Here is a 23,867-nt window from a genome sequence, read left to right as displayed (position 1 = left end):
CAAAGCTTTCAAATGATAGCAGAACTCCAAGAATACTATTCTAGCACTCCTTTACAAAGTGGAGGATATTTTTTTGATACAGCACCCAATACCAATCCTTTCATATCTTTTCGTCAGAGATTCCCTTCACTTGATAGCATCATGACAAATGCACCCCAATGGTATGGTGTGCCTTTAAATCCTAGCGATACTAGTTTTATGATCGCGACAAGAGTGGCATTCTCTACTACCCAATCCATCTTGCCTAACTTCACTTGGAGTCTATCAGCACCTTCTACAAATCGTTCTGATATTTTAGCTGCAATCCGCACACTTTTAGACCAAAGACCAGGAACAATATGGATAGGACTTATGACCTATACACACCCTGATGGAAGTATAAGCAGACATGCACTTCCTATATTACGATCTTCAGCTGGGTTAAAAGTCATCCCTACAAACACAACGACAATGAGCCTATTTGAATTTACTGATACAGTTTCAGACACAACAGATCCTGAACTCGTCTTTTTACGACTTTCTAATCGTGAGACCAGAACCCTAACTGAATTTGCTACATTACAATTAACCGGAACATTCCAAGAACCTTTGAGTGTAACTTTTTCTCAAAATAATTGCACCGGAGAAGGAGAAGACAGGAGAGGGAGTGGAGCATCACCAAGCAGTACGCTTGTAAATCAATGTGAAAGTGGTAGATGTGCCTATCCAAAATAGGAGAAGAAAATCAATTCATAAAAATATCATTGCCCCCAATCACAGTCCCAATGATCTTGAGGTCCTTAAGCCTTTCTTTGTTTTCTTCAATGGCCTCTTCTTCTAATATGGTAAAATCCGCCCATTTTCCAAGCTCAATACTCCCACGTACATTTTCTTGATGTGCTAGGTAGGCGTGATTATAGGTAATGATACGCATTGCTTCATCTACAGAAATACACTGATCTTCACCATATACCTTCCCACTAAGGGATTTTCTATTGGTTGCACACCATGCTGCGAATAAAGGAGAAACCTCTGTCACCATATCATCAGAATGCAGACCAATCTTAAGCCCATACCTCAAGGCTGAAGCACAAGCATCCATATGCCTAACACCATGTTCGCCAACAGTATAAGCAGCATGTGCATCACCCCAGTAATAAATGTGATTAGCAAACAAATTTGCCTCAATACCAAGCTTTGCCATTCGCCAAAATTGATTCTCTGTAGCTAATTGGCAATGTTCTAAACTGTGCCTATAACCTATACTTGGAGAGTCTTTTCTCACTCTTTCTATTGCCTGTATTGAAGCTTCTGTTGCTCCATTTCCATTGGTATGAATAGATACACTCATTCCCGCACTTTCTGCTAGCCTAACATACTTTTCAATATGGTCAATATCCACTTGCAAGAGACCATTTTCTTTACCAGGTTTGATGTAGCAACAGTTGGGCAAAAGATTTGCGGTGAATCCTTGTATAGACCCATCTGTTAAGATTTTTAGATTCCCAACTCGTAACATATTGTCTTTATTTTTTTGAAGTTCCTTGATAGCTTCCCATCCTTTTTTACCATCATATTCCCATACATCAATCGTACTAAACCACACTTCCATATTCACTCTGGTAAAAAGCTTATTTTGTTCCCTTGCTGCCAACCAAGCTTTTGAAGCCATATCTTTAGGAGTGAGTGGGAAATTTGTTCCTTTGTCAGTGATTGAAGTACAGCCCTTCAATCTAGCTATTCGGGTAGATACTTCACTTGCCCTTACAAGTCCTTGTACTGAATAATCCAATTGTGAAGCACCTGCTTTAAATGCATAATGCATCATTTCAGGCTCTTCAATTGTGCCATTCAACCTTCCATCTTCATATCTAGGAAGATTAGGATTGACAGGGAGCTTATCATACCCAGATAATTCAATAGCCTTAGAATTTAAGCTCATCAAATGTCCAGAAGCATGATTAATGCAAAGTGGATTATCTTTGCACACTTCATCTAAGATATCCCTTCCCACATCAGCATCGCCAAGCATTAATGGATCATATCCCCAGCAGTTTAGCCATTCTTTATCGCTTCTAGAAAGTCTTTGTTGATTGATTTTAACAAGTTCTTTTATCCTTTCTTTTAGCTTTTGTACTGTTTTGATGCCTGGTAAAATATTTCCATCCGCAGCTGTCCTATCTGTAAAGCCAATATAATTGCTTCCTTCCATAAATGCCCCCATTATATGTGGATGCATATGGTGTTCGCTAAAACCTGGATATAAATATCCTTTTTCAAACCTATCATCAATTTCAAAAGAGATATTCCTAACCTTTAAGCCTCTAATAACACTATCTTTTTTACCTATCGCAACAATGATACCATTTTGAACACCAACAGCTTCTGCATAAGGTCTTGTTTTATCCATAGTGATAACCTTTTTGGATCCAAAAACAACCACTTTTTTACTCACATCAATTAAATCATACGCAATATCGTCAAATCGCATTTTAAGCTCCTTTTTTTGGTTTTTCTACCCACCCTTTTGTAGGGAGACCCATAAATCCTGGAATATGCAATAATATGAGTATGAGTAATGCAATCAATGCATATCTACCAGCCTTAAGAGTATCTTGTTTATATATTTCTAAAATCTTATTAGTCTCATCAGCATCAAAATTGTAAGTACTCAATTTATCTTTAATGGTTTTTAAAGAGACTAATGGAATGACTTTTTGGCTTTCAAAGTATTCTTTAATAGTACTAGAAATTGGTGCTTGCAAAAGAGAGGTTTTGAATGTAGCACTCAATCCAAATAAAAACACTGCTCCAACGATTGCTACACCTGCTGCTTGCCAGATATTACGAGTTGAAGCCTGAATTCCTCCACTTTGAGCCGCATCAGCGGGATTTAGAGCAGAGGCGACAATCATCACTGATTGAGAAGAAAATCCTCCCATACCAATTCCTAAAAGTACAAGTGAAAAATAGGTTAATCCCCTATTGTAACCCCCTTCTTCAAATGCAAAGAAAAGACCAATACAGGAAAGTAAAGAAAAGACCGAAGAAACCATGCATACCATTTTGGGAGAAAGGTATGCAAATTTTTTGGGAAGCAGGAAAGAAAAAACAATCATTGGTACTGCCATAAATACAATAGCAATGGCTGAATCAGTACTGGTACCCTCACTCACAACCATTATCCAAGAAGTGATAAGAAAAAATCCTGCTCCAAAAATAAGGAATATGAGTCCTGTTACATACAAGCCATTCCTAACTTGACGAGTTTTTAAAAATGATTGAGGAATAAGGGCAACACCATTTTTTTGTTCAAAGGATTTTTCATAAAACAGATTGAGTGCAAGGATGACCAGACCCAAGATAATCAAAGGAATGCTTGGAGCGATTCCAAAGACTTCAAAAGGAGCATCTAAAGGTTCTATTAATCCCCAAACTGATATTTTTGAAAACCCTAAAATAAAACAAACCAATCCAATTGCTGTAAAAATAGTCCCCCAATAATCAACTTTCATTGTATTGGGCTTGATAGAAGGGATAAATATTATTGCCCCAACAAATACGATTAAAAACCAAATACTCAGAGCAACAAAAGCTGCTTTGTAACCTAAAGTATCCATAATCATACCTGCACTCAAGGGCATAATAATAACAGCTATACCTGTAGCACTGCCCACTGCACCAAATGCTAAGACTTTTTTTGTTCCATCAAAAGATGAAGAAATGATCCCTAATACGCTAGGCACCATAAATGCAGCTCCAAATCCCATTATGAGTCTGCCCACCCAAGTGATGACAAAAATATCAGGGGCAAAAACCACAATCAATTCACCAAAAAAACAAAATAATGCACCAAGCAAAAAGATCTTTTTAAACCCCTTTGCAATGCCAAGCATCCCTCCAAAAACCATTAAAGCACCGGTCAGAAGGCTATAAACAATATTAGCAAGTTGTACTTGGTCCATACTTGCACCCAAATGAGTGATGAATTGTTGTGTTGATAAAGATACAACAGAATTATCACCAGAAGTACCAATTTGTGCTAAACAAACTATAATCAGGGGTAACCAAAAAGGCTTTTTTTCTAAATTTATTTGCATGAAATTATCTTTAAAAAAGTTTACTTCAATTAAACTCCAAATCTAGTTAACAAAAAATTAATAACTCAAATTTTTCCCTTCATTCCCAAACATATTGTTTTGTCAATGGTAATTCATTATTCACATTATTTGTTAGTAGCAACTGAAATAAATCCACGCTCCCTACCCTAAAAGCACTCGCACAACTATCAAGATACAATCCCCACATACGAATAAATCTTTGATCATATTTTTGAGGGATTTTGTCTAAATTGTTTTTGAAGTTTTCAGACCAACAATCTAGTGTCTTTGCATAATGTATCCTTAGGCTTTCTGCTAAAAGGAGATGGAAATCACATTCACTCATGATAGAAATGACTTCTCTTAAAGAAGGTAAATAACCACCTGGAAAAATATACTTGTCTATCCAAGCATTCGTATCTCCCTCAAAACAGCACATTATAGAATGGAGTAAAAACATTCCACCGGGTTTTAAAACCTCTTTGACCTTTTTAAAATAAAGGGGTATATTTTCTTTCCCTACATGTTCAAACATACCAACACTGACTACTTTATCAAATTCTTCTTTTGGTCTTAAATCTTGATAATTCAAAAGACGTATACTGACTTTATCTTCTAAACCTGCCTCTTTCACACGAATAGAAGCTGCTTTGTATTGTTCTTCACTGATAGTGATGCCAACTACTTCTACACCATAAGTTTGAGCTGCCCTGATAGAAAGCCAACCCCAACCACAACCAATATCTAAAAGCTTCTCACCTTTTTTAAGATCAAGTTTTTTGAGTGTGTGATCAAGTTTTTGGATTTGAGCTTGATAAAGAGTATCTTTAGGCGTCTTAAAATATGCACAAGAATAACTCCAAGTTTCATCCAACCATATTGAATAAAAATCATTCCCCAAATCATAATGTTTTGAAATATTAGATTTTTCTTTTATGCTAGTTTGGAATGCTTTAGCATTATCGTGTTTGTGCAAATCATTATAATTGGTATGTAGGTATAAAACCCTAGCGATTTCATCCATTGAACCTTCTATATCAATGACCCCATCCATATAAGCTTCTGCTATAGTCAAAGACATATCTTTTTTCAAATCACTCCATTTAAGTGGGCGGTTGATTTTGATGGTGAATTTAGAAGGCATATTGCCATTTTGATAAACTTCTCCATCCCAAAATTGGATTTGATAATCACCAATTTTCCAACTCTTCAATGCCATTTTTAATAAAAACTTTGAAAACATTTTGGGGACCTTCTAAAAAAATTTGCCTATTATTATAACACTTTACCTAACTCTTCTCAACCCTAAATACACTAAAAAACTTTTAAGTACTTTTAATATTTATGTTATAATAGCCTTCTATGAAATATCATTATATAATGATTAGTCCAATTAATTCTAAAGAAGTAAAAATGAATATTGATGATGATGTATTGAATAAATTAGAAAAACTAGGGATGATACAAATTGATGAAGATAAAAAAGAATCCCTTAAAATTGATTTGGGAGATATTTTAGGCTTTGTTGCCAATATTTCAGATTTAGATTTTGATAATGTTGATGAAGATTATCCCATTGCAACACCCCTTAGAGAAGATATCAAACAAATTGATACTTCCATAAGCTCAAATATACTTAAGAATGCTCCTTGCTCAAAAGAAGGTTATTTTATCGTCCCTAAAATTATTGAATAAATCTTATTAGTAATGCGTTACACTCAAATCCCTTTGAAAGATTTTTTAAAAAATCTTTCAATCCCCTACCCCAATGAAGAGAATATCACATCCTTAAAAAAACAACTTTCATTACTAAAACAAACCAACAAATCTGAAAGTGAAGAACACCAAAAAAACAACATCAATATCTTTTTAAAAAATACCTTTGGCTATATTATCAATACTAAAGAAAAAATTGACGCAGCCATTTTTGAAGACAATGAAGTCAGAGTCATCATTGAAGCAAAATCTTTTAACAACAAAGCACAATTCCCTACTTCCTCAAAGACTTTAGAATCCAAAGCCTTCTATGAAAGTATCTTGTATTACCTAAGAGAATCCATCACCAATAAAAATAATCATATCAAACATATTATTCTGTGTAATTTAGAGTCTTTTTATATCGTTGATGCTTTAGAATACCACAAATATTTTGAAAAAGACAAAGCCATCCATAAACTTTTCAACGATACCCAAAACAAACATGGCAATGACACTAGCACTAAAAGATTTTATGATGAACTTGAAGCTTATTTAAGAGATAATTTAGAAGTTGAAATCTTTTATGCCCATTTTAGCTTAAGAGAAAAACTAGATGAAGAAAACCTTGCTTTGATTTATCAAATCTTGAGTCCAACTTTCCTACTCAAACAAAGGGTTTCTTTTGAAGCAAACTTACTCAATCAAAATTTCTATAACGAACTCCTTTATATACTAGGCTTAGAAGAAAAACAAGAAGAACGCAAAATCATCATCACTCCAAGTGAAGTCAAAAACACCCTTTTAGATTCTATTGTCCAAAATTTAGGGTTTAATCGGTATGAGGATTTTGAAGATATTTTTTCGCTCCTCACCACTTGGAACAACCGTATATTGTTCCTGAGGCTTTTAGAATCAATGCTTTTATCATTCAATCATATCCAAAAACCTTTTTTAGATATAGAAAGTATCCCTGATTTCGATAGCCTCAATGCTTTGTTTTTTGAAGTCTTAGCCAAAAAAGAAGATGGTAGGACAGATGTCCCCGCTCCTCTAACTTCTATACCCTATCTCAATTCTTCTTTATTTGAAAAAACAGATTTAGAAAGTGATGAACAAAATATTGGTAAAAACAACAAACAAATCAAATTCCTAAGATCCAAACCCCTTACCCTTTATAAAAACTCCATCCTCAAAAAAAATACTACTCATCAAAAAGATTCTTTAGAACTTTTAGAATACTTATTTGCCTTCCTAAACGCTTATGACTTCACAACTACCTCTAAAGACATACAAAGCCATACAAAAATCAATCTGGACAAGCTCATCAATTCAAGTGTTTTAGGTTTAGTCTTTGAGAAACTAAATGGCTATAAAGAAGGAAGTTTCTATACACCAAGCTTCATCACCAACTATATGTGCAAAACAAGCATTGAAGAAATTATTTTAAATAAATTCAATACTAAAAAGAATTGGCAATGCAAAAATATCACCGATTTACACAATAAAATTGAAGATATCAAAGAAGCCAATGAAATCTTTAACACAATTAAGATTTGCGATCCTGCTGTCGGTAGTGGGCATTTTTTAGTCTCTGCACTCAACCAACTCATTTTTTTCAAATACCAATTAGGTATCTTATGTGATGAGACTTATCGTAAACTCAAAGATATTCAATTAGAAATCCATAACGATGAAATAATCATTATAGATTCTAACAATGAAATTTTTAACTACAGCTTGCCTGCCCATATGAATGTAGAATCTCATAAAATACAAAAATCCCTTTTTCATACCAAAAAAGAATTAATAGAAAATTGTCTTTTTGGAGTGGATATCAACCCAAATTCATGTGAGATAACCAAACTAAGACTTTGGATAGAATTGCTCAAATACACTTATTATAAAGATATTGATAAAAAAACCCTTCAAACATTGCCTAATATTGATATCAATATCAAAGAAGGGAATTCATTGGTGTCTTTTTTCCCAATTGATTCTAAACTAAAAGTAGGGCTAAAAAAATCCTTTTCAAATAACTTATCACAAAGCATCAAAGATTACAAAACTCAAGTGTCTTCATATAAAGAAGCCCTAAGTAATAAGAAACAAATCCTAACAAAAATCCAAAACATCAAAACAATGTTTTTAAACTACCTCATAGAAGAACATCCAAAAACTGCCAATCTCAAAAAAAATTTATCAAAATTTATCTTTGAATATGGTGATGCCTGCTTTGATTTCAAAGAAGCTTTTGGGATGGAAATGATAAAAATATTTAGGGAAAATAACTTCAAATTCACACCTACTCTCACAGATGCAGAACCCAAAACCATAGATAAAAAAGCAAAAAAAATCTTAGAAGAACTCAAAAATGATTTTGAATTCTTAGAATCTACTAAGACTTCAAAAAGCTTTGAATGGCGATTTGAATTCCCAGAAATTTTAGACAATCAAGGGGATTTCATCGGGTTTGATTTGGTCATTGGCAATCCACCTTATATCCGTCAAGAAAACATCAAAGAACTCAAACCTTATCTCCAAAAAAATTTTGAAATCTACACTGCGACAGCAGATATTTTCACTTATTTTTTTGAACAAGGTTATAAAATCCTTTCAAACAAAGGACTTCTAAGCTTCATCACTTCAAACAAATGGGTACGAACAGGCTATGGCAAAGGGCTTAGGAATTTTATTTTAGAAAAAACCAAGCTCCAATCTTATGTAGATTTTAATGGCATCAAAGTCTTTGATAGTGCTTCTGTAGACACTTCAATCATTAGCTTTTCCAAGCAAGTGGCTAAAAATGTTGATTTTAACTATATATCTATCAAAGAAAAACCCATAATAGCACAAGATATAGAAGAGTTTTCAAAGACTACCTTAAACACTTCTGCCCTCTCAGCTGAATCTTTTAACTTTTCAGACCCTTTGACTTTAGGTATCAAACAAAAGATAGAATCCATAGGCACCCCACTCAAAGATTGGGATATAAAGATTTATCGTGGAATCTTAACAGGTTATAATGAAGCCTTTATCATTGATACAGACAAAAGAGATGAGATTTTAAGCCTTTGTGATGACTCAAAGCTTTCAAATCTACCTTTTATCGATGTGGATGGGGAATATATCTTATATGAGGAAAGTGGAGAAACCAACAAAGACAATATCATTTACCTCAACGAAAGACAAAGGACAGAGCAAATCATCAAGCCTATCTTAAGGGGAAGGGATATCAAAAGGTATAGCTATGAATGGGCAGGAAAATGGGTGATAGGAACCCATAATGGTTATAAAAAAGGACTTATTAAAATCCCTGCGATTGATATTGATGATTACCCTACAATAAAAATACACTTAAATCAATTTGATGAACAAATTACCAAAAGAACCGATAAAGGAAATACACCTTATAACCTAAGGAATTGTGCTTATTGGGAAGATTTCAATAAAAGAAAGATTATCTACCCAAATATGGCAAAAGAATTTGTAGCTTTCTTGGATAAAGAGGGTTTTATGACTAACGATAAAAGTTTTATTATCACAGAGTCCTCTATAGATAATAAGGATAGACTCCCATACCTCACAGCTATTTTGAATTGTAAAACAAATTTTTGGTATTTCAAACAAATTGGGGTTACATTAGGAGCCAGTGGCTATGAAATGAGAAAAATATTCGTAGAAAGACTACCCATCCCAAAACATAAAGATAAAAAGATAATCAAAGAGATAGAATCTCTAGCCACCAGCATACTAGAATCAAAAACCAAACAAAAAGATACCTCCACTCAAGAAATCCAATTAGATAATCTGATATATAAACTTTATAACCTAACAGATAAAGAAATTGATTTGATAGAATCTGAATTTGCTTCTACAGAGAGAGAGAGAGAGAGAGAGAGAGAGAGAGAGAGCAGAAATAATTGATAAATTTTATCAATTCATTAAAAATTCTCAAGATTTTAGTTATGAATATGAGGGCAAAATTATATGGGCAGAAATGACTAAAACCCCTTGTTTTGTTTGGAATAACGATGGTGCTTTTATCAATCAAACTTGTTATTTTATCCCCAATGCAAATAAATATTTATTATCATTACTCAATTCAAAAGTTGTTTATTTTTATATTAAGAATCTGGCTTCTTCGTTAGGCGAAGGAGCATACAGATGGATAAAACAATATATTGAACTCCTTCCAATCCCAAAAATTTCAAGCCAAAATCAAAATACCATTGATAAAATCATAGTATTGACCCAAAAGATTTTATCAACAAAACAAAAAAATGCTCAAGCAGATACCATTGAAGAAGAAAATAAAATCGATACATTGATATACGAACTTTATGGATTGAATCAAACAGAGATTCAAATCATTGAATCTAGTTTATCATGAGGGATAAAAACCTAAATCATAACTCAGGCACTTCAGGATTGAAAATATTATGTTAATCTACCTTAAATTATTTTTAGGGAATCAAAAAAATGTCTAAAATGACAGACGAAGATATAGAAGATTTGTATGATTTGATAAAAAAATACCACACAAATTATCTCTCCAAAAATGAAGTTATACTCCCAAAATTAAAGAATAAAAAAGGTAAATATACAAAAGATGCATTAGTATTAATTCTATTAGCAAAAGACTACCCTAATACAAAAATAATATCCAAGCAAGATTTAACAAACTTTATCAGAGGATTCTATCCAGACACTAATGATGTTCAACAGGCAAGGCACTTAGGAATGCAAAAAGGATGGTATATCATAACTGGAACACGTGGAGAAAATATAAAAATACCAAAAGGAACTTATCATCTTATGAGTTTGGAAATACCACATCCATCATATGTTCAAAATCGAAAAACTGGCATCATGAATGATGATTTTGAAAAGATTAAAAAAGAATACAATTGGCGATGTGCTGTTTGTGGATCACAAGAAAATAAACCTCATTTAATCAGAAAAAATACAATTGTTCAACTCCAACAAGGACATATGAATCCAAAAAAAGATTTAATTGCTGGGAATATTATCCCGCAATGTCAAATATGTAATCGACCTGATAGGAATAGATGGATTTATGATAAAACTGGAAGAGTTATCGCTCTAGCAGATACTCCTGATGGGATGAGGGTTGTATTGAACTTTTTAAAATCAACTTCAAAATCCATCAAACAAGATATATATAATTTTTTAAAACAATACTTAAAGATTGAATAAAACTCCTAAGTTTTTAATGTATTAAAACGTCTCAAGCATATATCGTAATATTTTTTTTCTATCTCAAAACCGATAAATTTTCTTTCATTTTGTAATGCAGCAATTCCGTGCGATCCACTTCCTGCAAATGGATCCAAAACAATTTGATTTTTTTGGGTAAACAATTTGATCAAATGAGAAATTAAAATAACAGGTTTAATTGTGATGTGTTGTATTTTCTCATCTGATTCATTTTGTCTAACTCTCTTTGAAACTTCCATGATAGTTCCAGGAAATTTTCCATCTAAACTTTCTTTTGTATTCAATAATCCAACGCCATATTTTTTCCAATTTTGAACAAATGTTCCTATTTTTGGTTTTTGTGCTAAAGTCATTGGTTCTAGTTGTGGCTTTAATTGAGGGGTTTTTAATCCTTCCATTTGGAGGATTAAATCCTTTTTTTCTTTTTCAGACAATTTTTTATCTTTTTTTATAAAATGATCTTGTGAAAAAGCTTTAGCCTGTCCTTCATATTTCCAACCAAGCAAATCTCTTATCTCAAATCCTGCCAAATCAAGAGCCATTGCTGTCCTATGATATAATCTAGCTTGCGAAAAAACAATGCAAAAGCCTCCGGGCTTAAGCACTCTATGAAATTCAACACTCAAAGGTTCCAAAAACTTTTGCAATCTTGTGCCTTGTTCCCTATCAAATTTCATTCCAACAGGTAAACCACCAACAACACCTGATTTTGATTTCTTTTTATTCAATCCTTCGTCATCCCAATCATCTCCCATCCCATCAATAAAATAAGGAGGATCTGTAACGATAAAATCAATAAAATCATCTGGAATATTTTTTAATCCTTCTGCACAATCCTGATTGAATATTTGAAATTTCTTATTTATATTTTTAATCATTTTAAGTCTAATTCCCAACAACCTTATCAATCATCATTTGAAACTAGCCACTAAATTCCCGACTAATAAATTAAATCCATCTACCAATACAAAAATCAATATTTTAAAAGGCAAAGAAATCATTACTGGTGGCAACATCATCATACCCATAGCCATCAAAATAGAACTCACAACCATATCAATGACCAAAAATGGCAAGTATAATAAAAATCCTATCTGGAAAGCTGTTTTGAGTTCACTGATCATAAAAGCAGGTACAAGGACACTCAAGGGAACATCTTGGACACTTTGAGGGTTAGGTAAATGACGGATCCTAAAAAATAATGCTAAATCTTTCTCTCGTGTATTCTTCATCATAAAATCTTTAAAAGGAGCAATTGTTTTCTCAAACGCAACATCATAAGAAATTTTATTATCCATATAGGGTTTGATACCTGAATTATAGCCTTCTTTAGCCACTGGCTCCATGATAAAAAAAGTCAACACTAAAGCCAAAGAAACAAGAATTTGTGTTGGCGGGGATTGCTGAGTACCCAAGGCTGTCCTCAAAAAAGAAAAAACAATGATCAAACGAGTAAAACTTGTCATCACTAACACCAAAGAAGGCGCAAGGACTAAAAAAGTCAAAATAATAACAATATTAAGTGTAGTAACAAGTTGTTTAGGCGAAGAAGGTGCTGAAAGAGAAAGGTTCACAGTGGGTATCGTTTCAGCTCCATAACCCACACCCATCATCAAAAACATAACCCCAATAAAAAATATTAACCTCAAAACAAAAACTCCCTGTCAAATGGAATATGTGGGCTATTCAAACAAAAATATTAGTATAATCTTATTTGTGTTAAAATTTTATAAATTTCAATTTCAAGAAGGCAAACCAAATGTCTGTTTCAGTGGTTATCCTAGCAGCTGGTGCAGGAACAAGAATGAAGTCAACCCTGCCAAAAGTCTTGCATAAGATATGCGGGAAAGAAATGCTGTTTTATTCAATACAGGAAGCATTGAAAATCAGTGATGATATCCATATTATCTTATTTTTTGAGCATAAAAGGATTCAAGATTATGTGCAAAATACATTCAAAAACCAACTCAAACATATTCATTTTCATATCCAAAACCATTCTAAATATCCAGGCACTGGCGGAGCCCTGATAAAAGATGATCTTCAAAATCCCATCCCAACAAAATATGAACAAATACTAATACTCAATGGAGATATGCCATTGATTACAAAAGAACAAATTGAACAACTCATAGTCCATAAAACACTTATTGCAATAGGTATCTTTGAGATTTCTAATCCAAATGGTTATGGCAGAGTTATCATCAAAGATAATCAAGTCAAGCAAATTATTGAAGAAAAAGATGCAAACATAGATATAAAATCTATAAAAACAGTCAATGCTGGTGTGTATCTTTTTGAAAAAAAAGTATTACAATCCTATCTACCTAAAGTCAAGAATCATAATGCACAAAAAGAATATTATTTGACTGATTTGATACAATTAGCAGCAAATGATGGCATTGGAATTACGCCTGTTTTTGTGGATAGAGAGAATTTTATAGGAGTGAATTCAAAACTTGAGCTTTCCATTGCACAAGATTTAATGTTAGATCGTCTTCGAACCAGAGCAATGCAACAAGGAGTTATTATCCATTTGCCTCATACTGTTTACTTAGAATCTGATGTTATATTTGAAGGAGAATGTGAAATTGAGCAAGGAGTATTTATCAATGGAGAAACAAAAATAATCAATTCACATATCAAAGCCCATAGCGTAATTGAAAATAGCACCATCAAAAATTCTAAAATAGGTCCTATGGCACATGTTAGAACAAATTGCTATATTGATGACACGCATATTGGAAACTTCGTCGAGCTTAAGGCTTCTGAACTTAGAGGAGTGAAAGCAGGACACTTAAGCTATTTAGGTGATTGTGCTATTGATAAGGGGAGTAATGTCGGTGCAGGGGTCATTACCTGCAACTATGATGGCAAAACAAAACACAGGACAATTATCGGTAAAAATGTCTTTATAGGTAGCGATTCCCAACTCATAGCTCCAATTCAGATTCAATCCAATGTCCTCATAGGAAGTGGAACAACTGTTACAAAAAATGCTAAAGAAGGTGATTTAGTCATCTCAAGGACAAAACAAGAAAATAAAACCGGAGGATTTTATCGATTTTTCAAGCCAAATCAATCAAAATAAAATCTTCAATCACAAAAAATAATTTTATATTTATGTTTTAATGTGAAAATAACCTAAAAACGGAGAAAAAATGGAACTCATTATCAATGGTGAAATAAAAACCTTTTCAGATTCAGATAATCTTAATATTCAAAGAATTTTAGATCATCTAAAAATAGAATCTAAAGTAGTAGCTGTTGCACTCAACTCATTAGTTGTAAAAAAAAATGATTGGTCTAATACATTTCCAAAAAATGGAGACAAAATAGAATTTTTACAATTTATGGGCGGGGGGCAAAGTGTTAAAATATATTAAAGGTTGAATATTAAAACAAATGCAAATACCAACAATCAAAAATGGTGCCTTTTTTATTGCTGATGCACACCACATACCTCCTGATAACAAATTAAAGACGATGATAAAAAAGCTCATCGCCCATCCACCCCCGCAAGTATTTTTTATGGGGGATATTTTTCATCTCTTTATAGGACATATACCAACTTCTATAAAAAATAATGCTGATATTATCTCTCTTATTAATGACTTATCTTTAAAAACAGAAGTATTTTATTTTGAGGGTAATCACGATTTTGGTATTGATGCCCATCTTTTAAATAAAGTCAAAATATATCCTCGAAGCCTACAACCTGCCTTTTTCCAATACCAAAATAAAAAAATTTTACTTGCACATGGGGATATTTTTTTGACTAAAAACTATGATATTTATATCCGTACACTTGGTAATCCTTTTGTATTAAGCATTTTAAAACTTTTGGATTTATTAAGTTTTGGAGTCATCTATAAAAATATAGCCAATAAAATCAATAAAAAAACTATCAAAAAATTTCAAATCAATGATGAAGATTTTGTAATTTTCCTTAAACAAAGGCAAAAAAAATATTCTAATTTTGCAAAAAAATACGATATAAAGCACATAAATGGTATCATAGAAGGACATTTTCATATAGGAAAGATCGAGCAAAATTACATCTGCTTGCCTTCTTTTTATTGTGAACAAATTGGATTTATTTTTGATCCTCAAAAAGATGAAGGAAAAATAGGAAGTTTTGATGAAAAAATCTAAAATTTTTTGACTAAAATAAGATTAAAGTAGAATTTTTTATGAATAAATTGTAAAATACAAAAATCTTAAAAAATGCTAAAAAAAGGGATACTAAATATGGATGAAATGCAAGAAATAATGGAAGATTTTTTGATTGAAGCATTTGAAATGATCGAACAACTTGATCAAGATCTCGTAGAACTTGAAAACAATCCTCAAGATTTAGAACTGCTAAATCGTATTTTTAGAGTCGCCCATACTATCAAAGGCTCTAGCTCTTTTTTAAATTTTGATACACTAACTCACCTAACCCATAATATGGAAGATGTACTGAATAAAGCAAGAAAAGAAGAACTCAAACTTACACCTGATATTATGGATATTGTCTTAGAATCTATTGATTTAATGAAAGCACTCCTAATAAAAATCAGGGACAATGGAACAGATTCTAACAGCGGTATTGATATTTCTCATACAGTCAAAAAACTCCAAGCTATCTCAGATGAAAAAATAGACACCAAATTATCTCCAGAAAAGCCTAATGAGCAAAATCCACTAGCAGATGAACCCGATCTTGACTATACCAATATGAGTCCTGAAGAGATCGAATCAGAAATCCAACGATTGCTTTTAAAGCGACAAAATGCTGATAAACAAAAACGTTCTAAAAAGAAAAAAGAAGAAACTCAAACTAACAAAACAATCAAAACAAAACCCGAAGAAGAAAAAATCAAACAATTAAAAACAAAGCCTGAAGAAAATAAAATTCCTTCAACTGGCGTAGAACAAACTGTCAGGGTTGATGTACGTAGACTTGATCACTTAATGAACCTTATTGGAGAGCTTGTATTAGGGAAAAATAGACTCATTAGGATCTATAGTGATGTTGAAGAAAGATACGATGGAGAAAAGTTCCTTGAAGAACTCAATCAAGTTGTTTCTTCAATTTCTACTGTCACTACAGATTTACAATTAGCAGTAATGAAAACAAGAATGCAACCTGTAGGTAAAGTATTCAATAAATTTCCAAGAATGGTAAGAGATCTTTCTAGAGAACTTGGTAAAAATATTGAACTTATCATTACTGGCGAAGAAACCGAATTGGATAAATCAATTGTAGAAGAGATTGGTGATCCACTCATCCATATTATCAGAAATTCTTGTGATCATGGCATAGAAATACCTCAAGAAAGAATATCAGCAGGCAAAAATGAAACTGGAAAAGTAGAACTCAAAGCCTACAATGAGGGAAATCACATTGTTATTGAAATCGCAGATGATGGCAAAGGACTTGATGCTGATATGCTGAAGCAAAAAGCGATTGAAAAAAATATCATCACTGAAAGAGAAGCCGACAATATGAGTGATAAAGAAGCCTTTGGGATCATTTTCAAACCAGGTTTTTCAACTGCAAAAAATATTTCAAATGTCTCTGGAAGAGGTGTGGGTATGGATGTTGTCAAAACAAACATCGAAAAACTCAATGGCATCATTGAAATAGAATCGGAAAAAGGTGCAGGGACAACACAGAAACTAAAAATACCCCTCACTCTTGCCATTATCCAAGCACTATTGGTTGGGATACAAGAAGAATATTATGCCATCCCGCTCTCCTCAGTATTAGAAACTGTGCGAGTTACGCAAGATGAAATATACACAGTGGATGGGAAAAGTGTTTTAAGACTCAGAGACGAAGTATTATCATTAGTTCGCCTTGCTGATATTTTCAAAGTAGATGCTATTTTAGAAAAAACTAATGAAGTGTATGTTGTGATTATTGGTTTGGCTGATCAAAAAATTGGAGTGATTGTTGATTATTTGATTGGACAAGAAGAAATTGTAATCAAATCCTTAGGCTACTATCTAAAAAATACTGCAGGGATTGCAGGAGCAACAGTAAGAGGAGATGGCAAAATAACACTCATTGTTGACGTCGCTGCAATGATGGATATGGCAAAAAATATCAAAATCAGTATCAACAATCTTATCAATGAAGCCCCACCACTAAAAACTAAAAATACACCAAGTGATTACACCGTCCTCATCATAGATGATAGCAATACAGATAGAAATATCATGAAAAAATGCCTCAAACCTTTAGGAGTAACAATTTTAGAGGCTAAAAATGGATTAGAAGGCTTAGAGATTGTAAAAAATGGTGATGAAATCTTAGATGCAGTGCTTGTAGATATAGAAATGCCCGGAATGGATGGATATTCTTTCGCAATGGAAGTAAGGAAATACAATAAATTTAAAAATATGCCTCTCATAGCTGTCACAAGCAGGACAAGAAAAACAGATCGAATGCGAGGTGTAGAATCTGGTATGACTGAATATATTACTAAGCCCTATACTCCAGAATACCTTACCAATGTAGTCAAACGCAATATAAAACTCAATACCAATGGAGCCAGCCATGAATAATGAAACTTTGAAAGATATCTTTGAAAAACAAAGAGAAAATAGGCAAATAAACAAACAAGAAGAAATTGAAGATATTTTACAAGTTATTGGGTTTGTTGTAGGCAATGAAGAATTCGCTGTTCCAATTTTAAATGTAATAGAAATCGTAAAACCAATAGAATTTACTCGTGTTCCGGGTACTCCAAACTATGTTTTGGGTGTATTTAATCTAAGGGGAAATGTTTTTCCTCTGATTAACTTGAGGCTAAAATTTGGTATCCCAGCAATCAAACAAGATAAAGACACTCGTTATTTAGTCGTAAGGCATAATGATCATATAGCAGGATTTGTGATAGACAAACTCACTGAAGCAATTCGTATCAAACACTCAGATATTGACCCAATTCCTGAGACACTTGCCGAACAAGAAAATTTAATGTATGGTGTAGGAAAAAGAGAAGATAGATTAGTTACTATCCTCAAAATAGAAACTTTGTTAAAAAAAGATTTCTAATTTTTCAAATTTCAAGCATTCAATATTTCTAGGTATTTTATAAAAAATACCTAGAAAATAATACTTAAATCTTAAATGGATTTTCAACTACCTTTTTTCTATCAACAATATAAGGAATTAAAGCCATCTGTCTTGCTCTTTTGATAGCCACCTCAACACGTTCTTGCCATTTTTTTGTATTGCCAGTTAAACGTCTTGGCATAATTTTATATCTTTCTGATAAAGAATGTTTAAGCATTTCAATATCTTTATAATCAATAAACTCAATTTTTGCTTCAGTATATTTACAATATCTTTTTGAATACTTTTTGCGTTCCATTTTTTCTCCTAAAAGGGTATTTCATCTTCATCAATGTTAATTTCAGGGATATTTTGCTCATATTTTTGAGTGTTCATCCCACCTTGTGGACTTTCTTTAGATGTATAAGGATTATGGACTGCTGAAGGTTGTTGCGTATAACCTGACTCATGCTGACCTGCATAGCTTTCATCTTGAGCAGAAGAACCTTTGCTATCTAACATTTGCATACCTTCGGCTGTTATAGTATGCTTGCTTTTTTTACTACCTGTCTGATCTGTCCAAGTTTCAAGAGTAAGTCTACCTTCTATCAAAACTTTAGAACCTTTCCTTAAATATTGGTTAGCAACCTCTGCCGCCCTTCCAAAAAGCTTTACATCTACAAAACAAACTTCTTCAGCCTGACTCCCATCTTGTTTTTTATACCTACGATTACTGGCAAGTCCTAATGTTGCGAGTGCAGAGCCACTCGGAAGATACCGAAGTTCCACATCACGAGTTAAATTGCCTACCATAATCACTTTATTATACATCTAGTTCCTTTTGAGTTATTCTACCTGTGTTTCAACACTATTTTGCAATTCTTGTTGAGGTTCTGATGCCTGAGGTTTTGGTTTTTCTTTCAAAGGCTTAGGTTCAGGCTTTTTATTAGCTCTGTCTACTAATGTTTTCCAAGCTTTTTGTTCTTTTTTGCTCTCATATTTGATGACAATAAAACGTAATATATCTTCATTGATACGATAAAGACGTTCAAGTTCAAGAACAATTTTTGGTTCTGCTGCAAAATAGATAACAAAATAATAACCTCGTTTATTTTTATCAATTTCATAAGCAAGATTCCTCATACCCATATCTAAACAGGTCTCAATCTCACCACCATTTTTAATGATAGCTTCTTTGTAAAAGTCGATTTTAGATTTTATCTCCTCTTCGACTAAAGTAGGTTTGACAATAAACATTGTCTCATAATATCTCATCAAATTCTCCTTATGGTTTTGGCCCTTTTATTTTATTTCTTAAAAAGAGCAAGGTTTTTCAACATTTCTAAAAAGAAACTATTTTATCTGATATATGCTTGCAATTTTATTAAAGCATTCAAAACCATATTTTTTTCACCCCTCATATTAGCATTCCTCCACTTCCTAAAAACCTCAAAAATATATCTATAACCTTCTTCTTTTATCCTTATAGATCGTCCAGCAATCTTTTGAACTATCAGTGGTGGGGGTGAAAATCCTAAAATATCTTTAGCATTAGGAGTGCCATAACTTTTAATGTAAGCAAAAAATAAAAAAAGTTGATAAAAATATCTCTCCATTTCCCTTAAAATTTGCAATTCATCCAAGCCTTCTTCCTGCAACCTCTCTAAAATCTCAAAGATATTTTTTTTATCAAAAATTGCATCATAAAGCTCTTCAATACTCACACTTCCAAGTCCATAACATAGTCTTTGAACATCTTCTATAGTAGGTGAAGAATCCAAAAGAGTAAATTTTTCTAATTCATTATATGCAATCCCTAAATCATTATTCTGGATAGTCAAAATAGTCCCCAATAAACGTTCATCAATGTTAATATTTAAATTATTCGACCTTTCTTTGAGCAAAGCGATACATTCATAAAAACTTGGATTAAAAAAACGTACTTCAATCACATCTTTACCTAATTGAGCATTTTTAAAACCTGCAGCAAAATTTCTAAAATCTTGAGCATATTCTGCATTTGATTTAGACTCTGACTGGTAAAATTCAATGATAAGTGAATTTTGAGTATTCAAAGCTATAGCTTGAAACATTGAATCAGTTTCTTTTTTTGATAATTTCTTGTCCAATTTCAAAACTACAAGATTTTTATCCCCAAACAAAGAACTCTGTCCCAATAAATTCATTACTGAATCAAAGTCATAATCACTATAATAAAATGTAGTTTTGTTTGAAGAAGTTGTAATTTTAGAGGCAATTTTGTCAGAATAATATTTGATTAAAAATATTGATTCACCATAAAGTAAACTTGCCTTTGGAGTAAATTTTTGCAATAAAGAATCTAATTCTTTTCTATACATTCGATATCCATTTTTTTCAAAGCTTTTACAAAAATCCTTCCGGTTGCAACCTCTGCATCCATAATTTCTACATCCACAACATCAAGTTTGTTTACTTCCACATCCAAATCCATCATAAACAATCTTGCACCTGTTATTGTAGTCAATGCATTGGCAATAGGAGGATAATTTTCATCAATAACTACAGCTTGTAGTCTAGTTTTAATATGCTCTTGAGCCCATCTGGCATATTTACGATCTTTAAAATCAATCTCAATCTTAGATATTTCCCGCTCCTGCTCATTTAAAAGTGAGCAATAAAAAGATAAATTCCTTAATAAATAAGCCAATCTTCCCGAATCCTTAGAATCTGTAACAATCTCTTTGAGTATCCTATGCAAAATCAAATCACTGTATCTGCGTATCGGAGAAGTAAAATGACTGTATGCCTTAAACCCTAATCCAAAATGTCCAATATTATCTGGAGAATAAGATGCTTGTGATTGAGCTTTGATTATCATTCTATCAATTTGCTTTAACATATTTTTCTTTTTAGCTTGTTTTTGGATAGACTCTATACAATGATGTATATCTTTAGTATTCTGTATCATAAAACCTATAGATTTTAAATCGAACAACAATTCATTCATACGACTTTCTGAAGGCTTTTGATGAATCCTATAAATACCTTTTTCTAGATGTGTGTCCAATAATTTTGCTGCCTCTTGATTAGCCAACAACATTGCTTCTTCGACAATAATATGTGATTTCCCCTCATCCAAAACATTTATTTTTTCTAACATTCCTTTATTATTGAGTTTAAGCTTGATTTCATCATTAAAAAACTCATAGCCTTTTTTTAAACGTTTAGAACGTAATCTCTGAGCAATAGGTAAAAAATCTCTTATGCTCTTTTCTACTCTGCTATCTAAAGAAATTTTTTTACCTTCAAAAAGACTATTTACTTTAGTATAACTAATATTTTGATGATTGCAAATGAGTGCTTCAAACAAAGAAGCTCTAATAACCTCGTTGCTTCTCTTATGTAAACGCAAATGCCATACAAAAGCAAGTCTTGTTTTTCCTTCTTTGAGTGAACAAATATTCTCACTTAAATTTGGAGGCAACATAGGATAACTTTTATGAGGTAGATATACACTAAAACCTCTATGCCTAGCTTCTATATCCAAACAACACTCTGTACTGACATATTCGCTAACATCTGCGATAGCTATATACAATTCAGAAGCAGTTGAATCAAAATAAATTGCATCGTCATGATCTTTGGCATCATCAGGATCAATAGTAAAAAAAGGTAAATGAGTTAAATCCAAACGATTTGGGTACATTTTACTATCAACTTCCTGCCCAAAACTATCAGCCAATAATTTAGCTTCAAAAGAAAAATCTTGCACTCTACCAAAAAGAGATATTTTTTCATCTATCAAAGCATCTTCTAAAGGACCAATAACCTCTTGTATTGTTTTGCTACTCAAATCCACACTAACCACACAAAATCTAGGCAATTCTAAAAGAGATTTTTTAGAAATATTCAATCGAATAGGCCTTTTTCTAGGATTTTTGAGTTCAATAGCTAAAATCTCGCCTTTTATTTTCTTCAAGTAACACAAAATCTTGGAATTCTGTGTGTGCAATAATTTAACAAACTTTGCCTTTACCTTACCTCTGTTTTTAATCAATCTGACTAGCACAATATCATTTTGAAAAACATTCTTAGGCAATCCATTGAGGATAAAATCCTTTTTATCGTTTCCAAAAGGGCATAAAAATACTCTCCCTCCCCTAGAAATATCTATACTCCCAACTAAATATCCTTTAGAAAAACAATAGACCTCATCTATCTTTTTAACAAAACCTTTCCTTTTAAAATCATCTGTTATTTGTTTGTATTTCCTAGGGATACTTTTCATCCCATATGCAAGTCTTAAATAAAATTCTCTCATTAATATATTGATTTCATTCTCTTTCTGATCAAATCCCTATTGACTTTATACCGACAAAATAACTCAAATGCTAATACAGCCTGCTCAATCAACATATCTCTACCATCCTTAGCATCAAGCCCCACTGATTTTGCCAAACACAAAAAAGGGGTATAAATTCCATAAATCAAATCATAAGCCATTTTAGAAAGTAAAAATGTCTTAGAAAGCAAATCTTTATCTAAAGGCAAGGTGCTGTCTTTAAGTCCTGCAGGAGTGGCATTGATAACAATATCAAAAGGTTTTGGTTCAAAATTTTGAGTACCCCAACATATAAAGCCTGCTTCCTCAAAAGACTTAAGTCTTTCTTTTGATCGGTTCAATATATTGACCTCAATTCCTTTTTGACGCAAAATATAAGCGATTGCTTTTGCGCTCCCCCCTGCACCTATCAAAAGAGCTGTTTTAAAACCATAGGGTAAAATAGTTTGATAAAATCCCTCTGCGTCAGTATTGTATCCTATTAAACATCCATCTTCAAGCAATAATGTATTGACTGAATTAATCTCTGCAGCGATCCCTTTTATTTCATCACTTTGGTTATAAGCCTCTTCTTTGAATGGAACAGTAACATTAGCTCCAAAAAGTTTTAACTCAAAAAAAGCATCACGCAATGATTTAGCCTCTGTTAACAAATATCTTCCATATAGCCCTAAAAATCCAATCTCATTGATAAAAGAAGAAAAGGTAAAATTATGAATCAAAGGAGATTTAGAGTGTGCGATCGGATTACCAAAAACACAAAACTGTCTGTATTCTAAATCTTTTGATAGATTCAATGATTATCCTGTTTTTTAATCAATGTAGCCAGAACCCAACCATTTTTAAGCTTTGCCCAACCATTTTTAATATACTGGACTTCAATAATGCTATTAACAGGAAGTCGATTGATAATTTTTGAAGAAGTATTAGGTTCAAGACGAATATTTATGACTTGAGGTATCACAATATAAAATCTACTTTCATCTGGATTTGAAATATCTGGTTCTTCTGGCTTCAGTAAACTCAAGAGTACCCAACCTTGTTGAACTTTTGCCCAATCTCCTTCAATAGTCTCAACCTCAATCTTCTGATTTTGTGATAATCTAGCATTGATCGCAGAAGAAGTATTAGGTTTATCACGAATATTAAGTGTTTTTGGTATGACAACATAAAAATTTTTATCAGAGCTAGTCAGAGAAGGGGTTGATTGGAGGGATTTTTCTGAAATAACATTAGGAATTTCAACAGAATTCTCTTGTGTTTGGGCTTCAGTAGAATCATCATTAGATAGACTAAGCATAGGCGTATTGGATAAATCAGATTCTTCTTTAGTGCCTTGAACTGGATAAATAGGATTAGAAACAGAAATATCCTTATTGGTAGCTACAAAAACCATATAATATAAACCAAATCCAACAACTAAAGCAAGAATAGGCATTGTATAAAGTTTGAAGAAAGATTTTAAATCCATCAGTTT

22 protein-coding genes are annotated in these 23,867 nt (G+C 32.6%); 10 read left to right on the top strand and 12 right to left on the bottom strand.

Going from position 1 to position 23,867, the window contains the following annotated elements:
- On the top strand, positions 1-714 hold a 714-nt coding region (locus tag BKH44_RS03850; RefSeq protein ID WP_143428297.1), incomplete at its 5' end, for a DUF1561 family protein.
- A gap of 10 nt (positions 715-724) precedes the next feature.
- Here BKH44_RS03850 and BKH44_RS03845 read toward each other — a convergent pair.
- From BKH44_RS03845 to BKH44_RS03835, 3 genes are all read right to left on the bottom strand, one after another.
- Positions 725-2,470, bottom strand: a complete 1,746-nt coding sequence (locus BKH44_RS03845) for an amidohydrolase (RefSeq protein WP_095270220.1) — start codon at positions 2,468-2,470, stop codon at positions 725-727.
- 1 nt (position 2,471) lies between these two features.
- On the bottom strand, positions 2,472-4,079 hold the full coding sequence (locus BKH44_RS03840; RefSeq protein WP_095270218.1) for an MFS transporter: 1,608 nt from the start codon (positions 4,077-4,079) through the stop codon (positions 2,472-2,474).
- 79 nt (positions 4,080-4,158) lie between these two features.
- The gene (locus tag BKH44_RS03835; RefSeq protein ID WP_095270216.1) at positions 4,159-5,322 is read right to left on the bottom strand and encodes a class I SAM-dependent methyltransferase; all 1,164 of its coding nucleotides are present in this window, start codon (positions 5,320-5,322) and stop codon (positions 4,159-4,161) included.
- 170 nt (positions 5,323-5,492) lie between these two features.
- Here BKH44_RS03835 and gatC point away from each other — a divergent pair, with 170 nt between their 5' ends.
- The 4 genes from gatC to BKH44_RS03815 all read left to right on the top strand — a co-directional run bounded on the left by gatC (position 5,493) and on the right by BKH44_RS03815 (position 10,994).
- Positions 5,493-5,774, top strand: coding sequence for an Asp-tRNA(Asn)/Glu-tRNA(Gln) amidotransferase subunit GatC (gatC, locus tag BKH44_RS03830; protein ID WP_095270214.1), 282 nt, complete (start codon positions 5,493-5,495; stop codon positions 5,772-5,774).
- Between the two features lie 12 nt (positions 5,775-5,786).
- Positions 5,787-9,701 carry an Eco57I restriction-modification methylase domain-containing protein gene (locus BKH44_RS03825; protein WP_095270212.1) on the top strand — a complete coding sequence of 1,305 codons (3,915 nt, stop codon included), beginning with the start codon at positions 5,787-5,789 and terminating at the stop codon, positions 9,699-9,701.
- Positions 9,643-10,167, top strand: a complete 525-nt coding sequence (locus tag BKH44_RS03820) for a TaqI-like C-terminal specificity domain-containing protein (RefSeq protein WP_180674101.1) — start codon at positions 9,643-9,645, stop codon at positions 10,165-10,167. The genes BKH44_RS03825 and BKH44_RS03820 overlap by 59 nt, the downstream gene beginning before the upstream one ends.
- 89 nt (positions 10,168-10,256) lie before the next feature.
- Positions 10,257-10,994, top strand: coding sequence for a hypothetical protein (locus tag BKH44_RS03815; RefSeq protein WP_219349882.1), 738 nt, complete (start codon positions 10,257-10,259; stop codon positions 10,992-10,994).
- 5 nt (positions 10,995-10,999) lie between these two features.
- Here the strand turns inward: BKH44_RS03815 and BKH44_RS03810 are convergent, their stop codons facing one another.
- Together BKH44_RS03810 and fliP are read right to left on the bottom strand one after the other, a co-directional pair.
- Positions 11,000-11,893, bottom strand: a complete 894-nt coding sequence (locus BKH44_RS03810; protein WP_219349881.1) for a site-specific DNA-methyltransferase — start codon at positions 11,891-11,893, stop codon at positions 11,000-11,002.
- A 33-nt stretch (positions 11,894-11,926) separates the two neighbouring features.
- The gene (gene fliP, locus BKH44_RS03805) at positions 11,927-12,637 is read right to left on the bottom strand and encodes a flagellar type III secretion system pore protein FliP (RefSeq protein ID WP_095270210.1); all 711 of its coding nucleotides are present in this window, start codon (positions 12,635-12,637) and stop codon (positions 11,927-11,929) included.
- Between the two features lie 137 nt (positions 12,638-12,774).
- Between fliP and glmU the strand changes: the two genes are divergently transcribed.
- The 5 genes from glmU (at position 12,775) to BKH44_RS03780 (ending at position 18,066) form a co-directional block, all read left to right on the top strand.
- Entirely contained in the window at positions 12,775-14,106 is a 1,332-nt protein-coding gene (gene glmU, locus BKH44_RS03800) for a bifunctional UDP-N-acetylglucosamine diphosphorylase/glucosamine-1-phosphate N-acetyltransferase GlmU (RefSeq protein ID WP_095270208.1), read from the top strand.
- Positions 14,107-14,176: 70 nt separating this feature from the next.
- Positions 14,177-14,401 (top strand): sulfur carrier protein ThiS, encoded by a 225-nt coding sequence (gene thiS, locus BKH44_RS03795; RefSeq protein ID WP_095270207.1) that lies wholly within the window; start codon positions 14,177-14,179, stop codon positions 14,399-14,401.
- A gap of 19 nt (positions 14,402-14,420) precedes the next feature.
- A complete protein-coding gene (locus tag BKH44_RS03790; RefSeq protein WP_095270205.1) occupies positions 14,421-15,170 on the top strand; it encodes a metallophosphoesterase in 750 nt (249 codons plus the stop codon).
- Between the two features lie 96 nt (positions 15,171-15,266).
- Positions 15,267-17,573 (top strand): chemotaxis protein CheW, encoded by a 2,307-nt coding sequence (locus tag BKH44_RS03785; RefSeq protein ID WP_095270203.1) that lies wholly within the window; start codon positions 15,267-15,269, stop codon positions 17,571-17,573.
- On the top strand, positions 17,566-18,066 hold the full coding sequence (locus tag BKH44_RS03780) for a chemotaxis protein CheW (protein ID WP_095270201.1): 501 nt from the start codon (positions 17,566-17,568) through the stop codon (positions 18,064-18,066). Before BKH44_RS03785 ends, BKH44_RS03780 begins: the two co-directional genes overlap by 8 nt.
- Positions 18,067-18,130: 64 nt before the next feature.
- Here the strand turns inward: BKH44_RS03780 and rpsR are convergent, their stop codons facing one another.
- From rpsR to BKH44_RS03745, 7 genes are all read right to left on the bottom strand, one after another.
- Entirely contained in the window at positions 18,131-18,385 is a 255-nt protein-coding gene (gene rpsR / locus BKH44_RS03775) for a 30S ribosomal protein S18 (RefSeq protein ID WP_095270199.1), read from the bottom strand.
- 8 nt (positions 18,386-18,393) lie between these two features.
- Entirely contained in the window at positions 18,394-18,897 is a 504-nt protein-coding gene (locus tag BKH44_RS03770; RefSeq protein ID WP_095270197.1) for a single-stranded DNA-binding protein, read from the bottom strand.
- 15 nt (positions 18,898-18,912) lie between these two features.
- Positions 18,913-19,341, bottom strand: a complete 429-nt coding sequence (gene rpsF, locus BKH44_RS03765; RefSeq protein WP_095270195.1) for a 30S ribosomal protein S6 — start codon at positions 19,339-19,341, stop codon at positions 18,913-18,915.
- A gap of 83 nt (positions 19,342-19,424) precedes the next feature.
- Entirely contained in the window at positions 19,425-20,426 is a 1,002-nt protein-coding gene (holA, locus tag BKH44_RS03760) for a DNA polymerase III subunit delta (protein ID WP_095270193.1), read from the bottom strand.
- Positions 20,408-22,369: a ribonuclease R family protein gene (locus BKH44_RS03755; RefSeq protein ID WP_095270191.1), complete on the bottom strand. Its 1,962-nt coding sequence runs from the start codon at positions 22,367-22,369 to the stop codon at positions 20,408-20,410. The genes holA and BKH44_RS03755 overlap by 19 nt, the downstream gene beginning before the upstream one ends.
- Positions 22,369-23,187: a shikimate dehydrogenase gene (locus BKH44_RS03750; protein WP_095270190.1), complete on the bottom strand. Its 819-nt coding sequence runs from the start codon at positions 23,185-23,187 to the stop codon at positions 22,369-22,371. Before BKH44_RS03750 ends, BKH44_RS03755 begins: the two co-directional genes overlap by 1 nt.
- Positions 23,184-23,861, bottom strand: a complete 678-nt coding sequence (locus tag BKH44_RS03745) for an SH3 domain-containing protein (RefSeq protein WP_095270188.1) — start codon at positions 23,859-23,861, stop codon at positions 23,184-23,186. The genes BKH44_RS03750 and BKH44_RS03745 overlap by 4 nt, the downstream gene beginning before the upstream one ends.
- Positions 23,862-23,867: the final 6 nt, after the last annotated feature.

The organism is Helicobacter sp. 13S00477-4 (assembly GCF_002272785.1).
GTDB lineage: Bacteria > Campylobacterota > Campylobacteria > Campylobacterales > Helicobacteraceae > Helicobacter_J.
The sequence above is the reverse complement of the archived record's forward strand: the minus strand, read 5'-3'. Positions and strand labels throughout refer to the sequence as shown.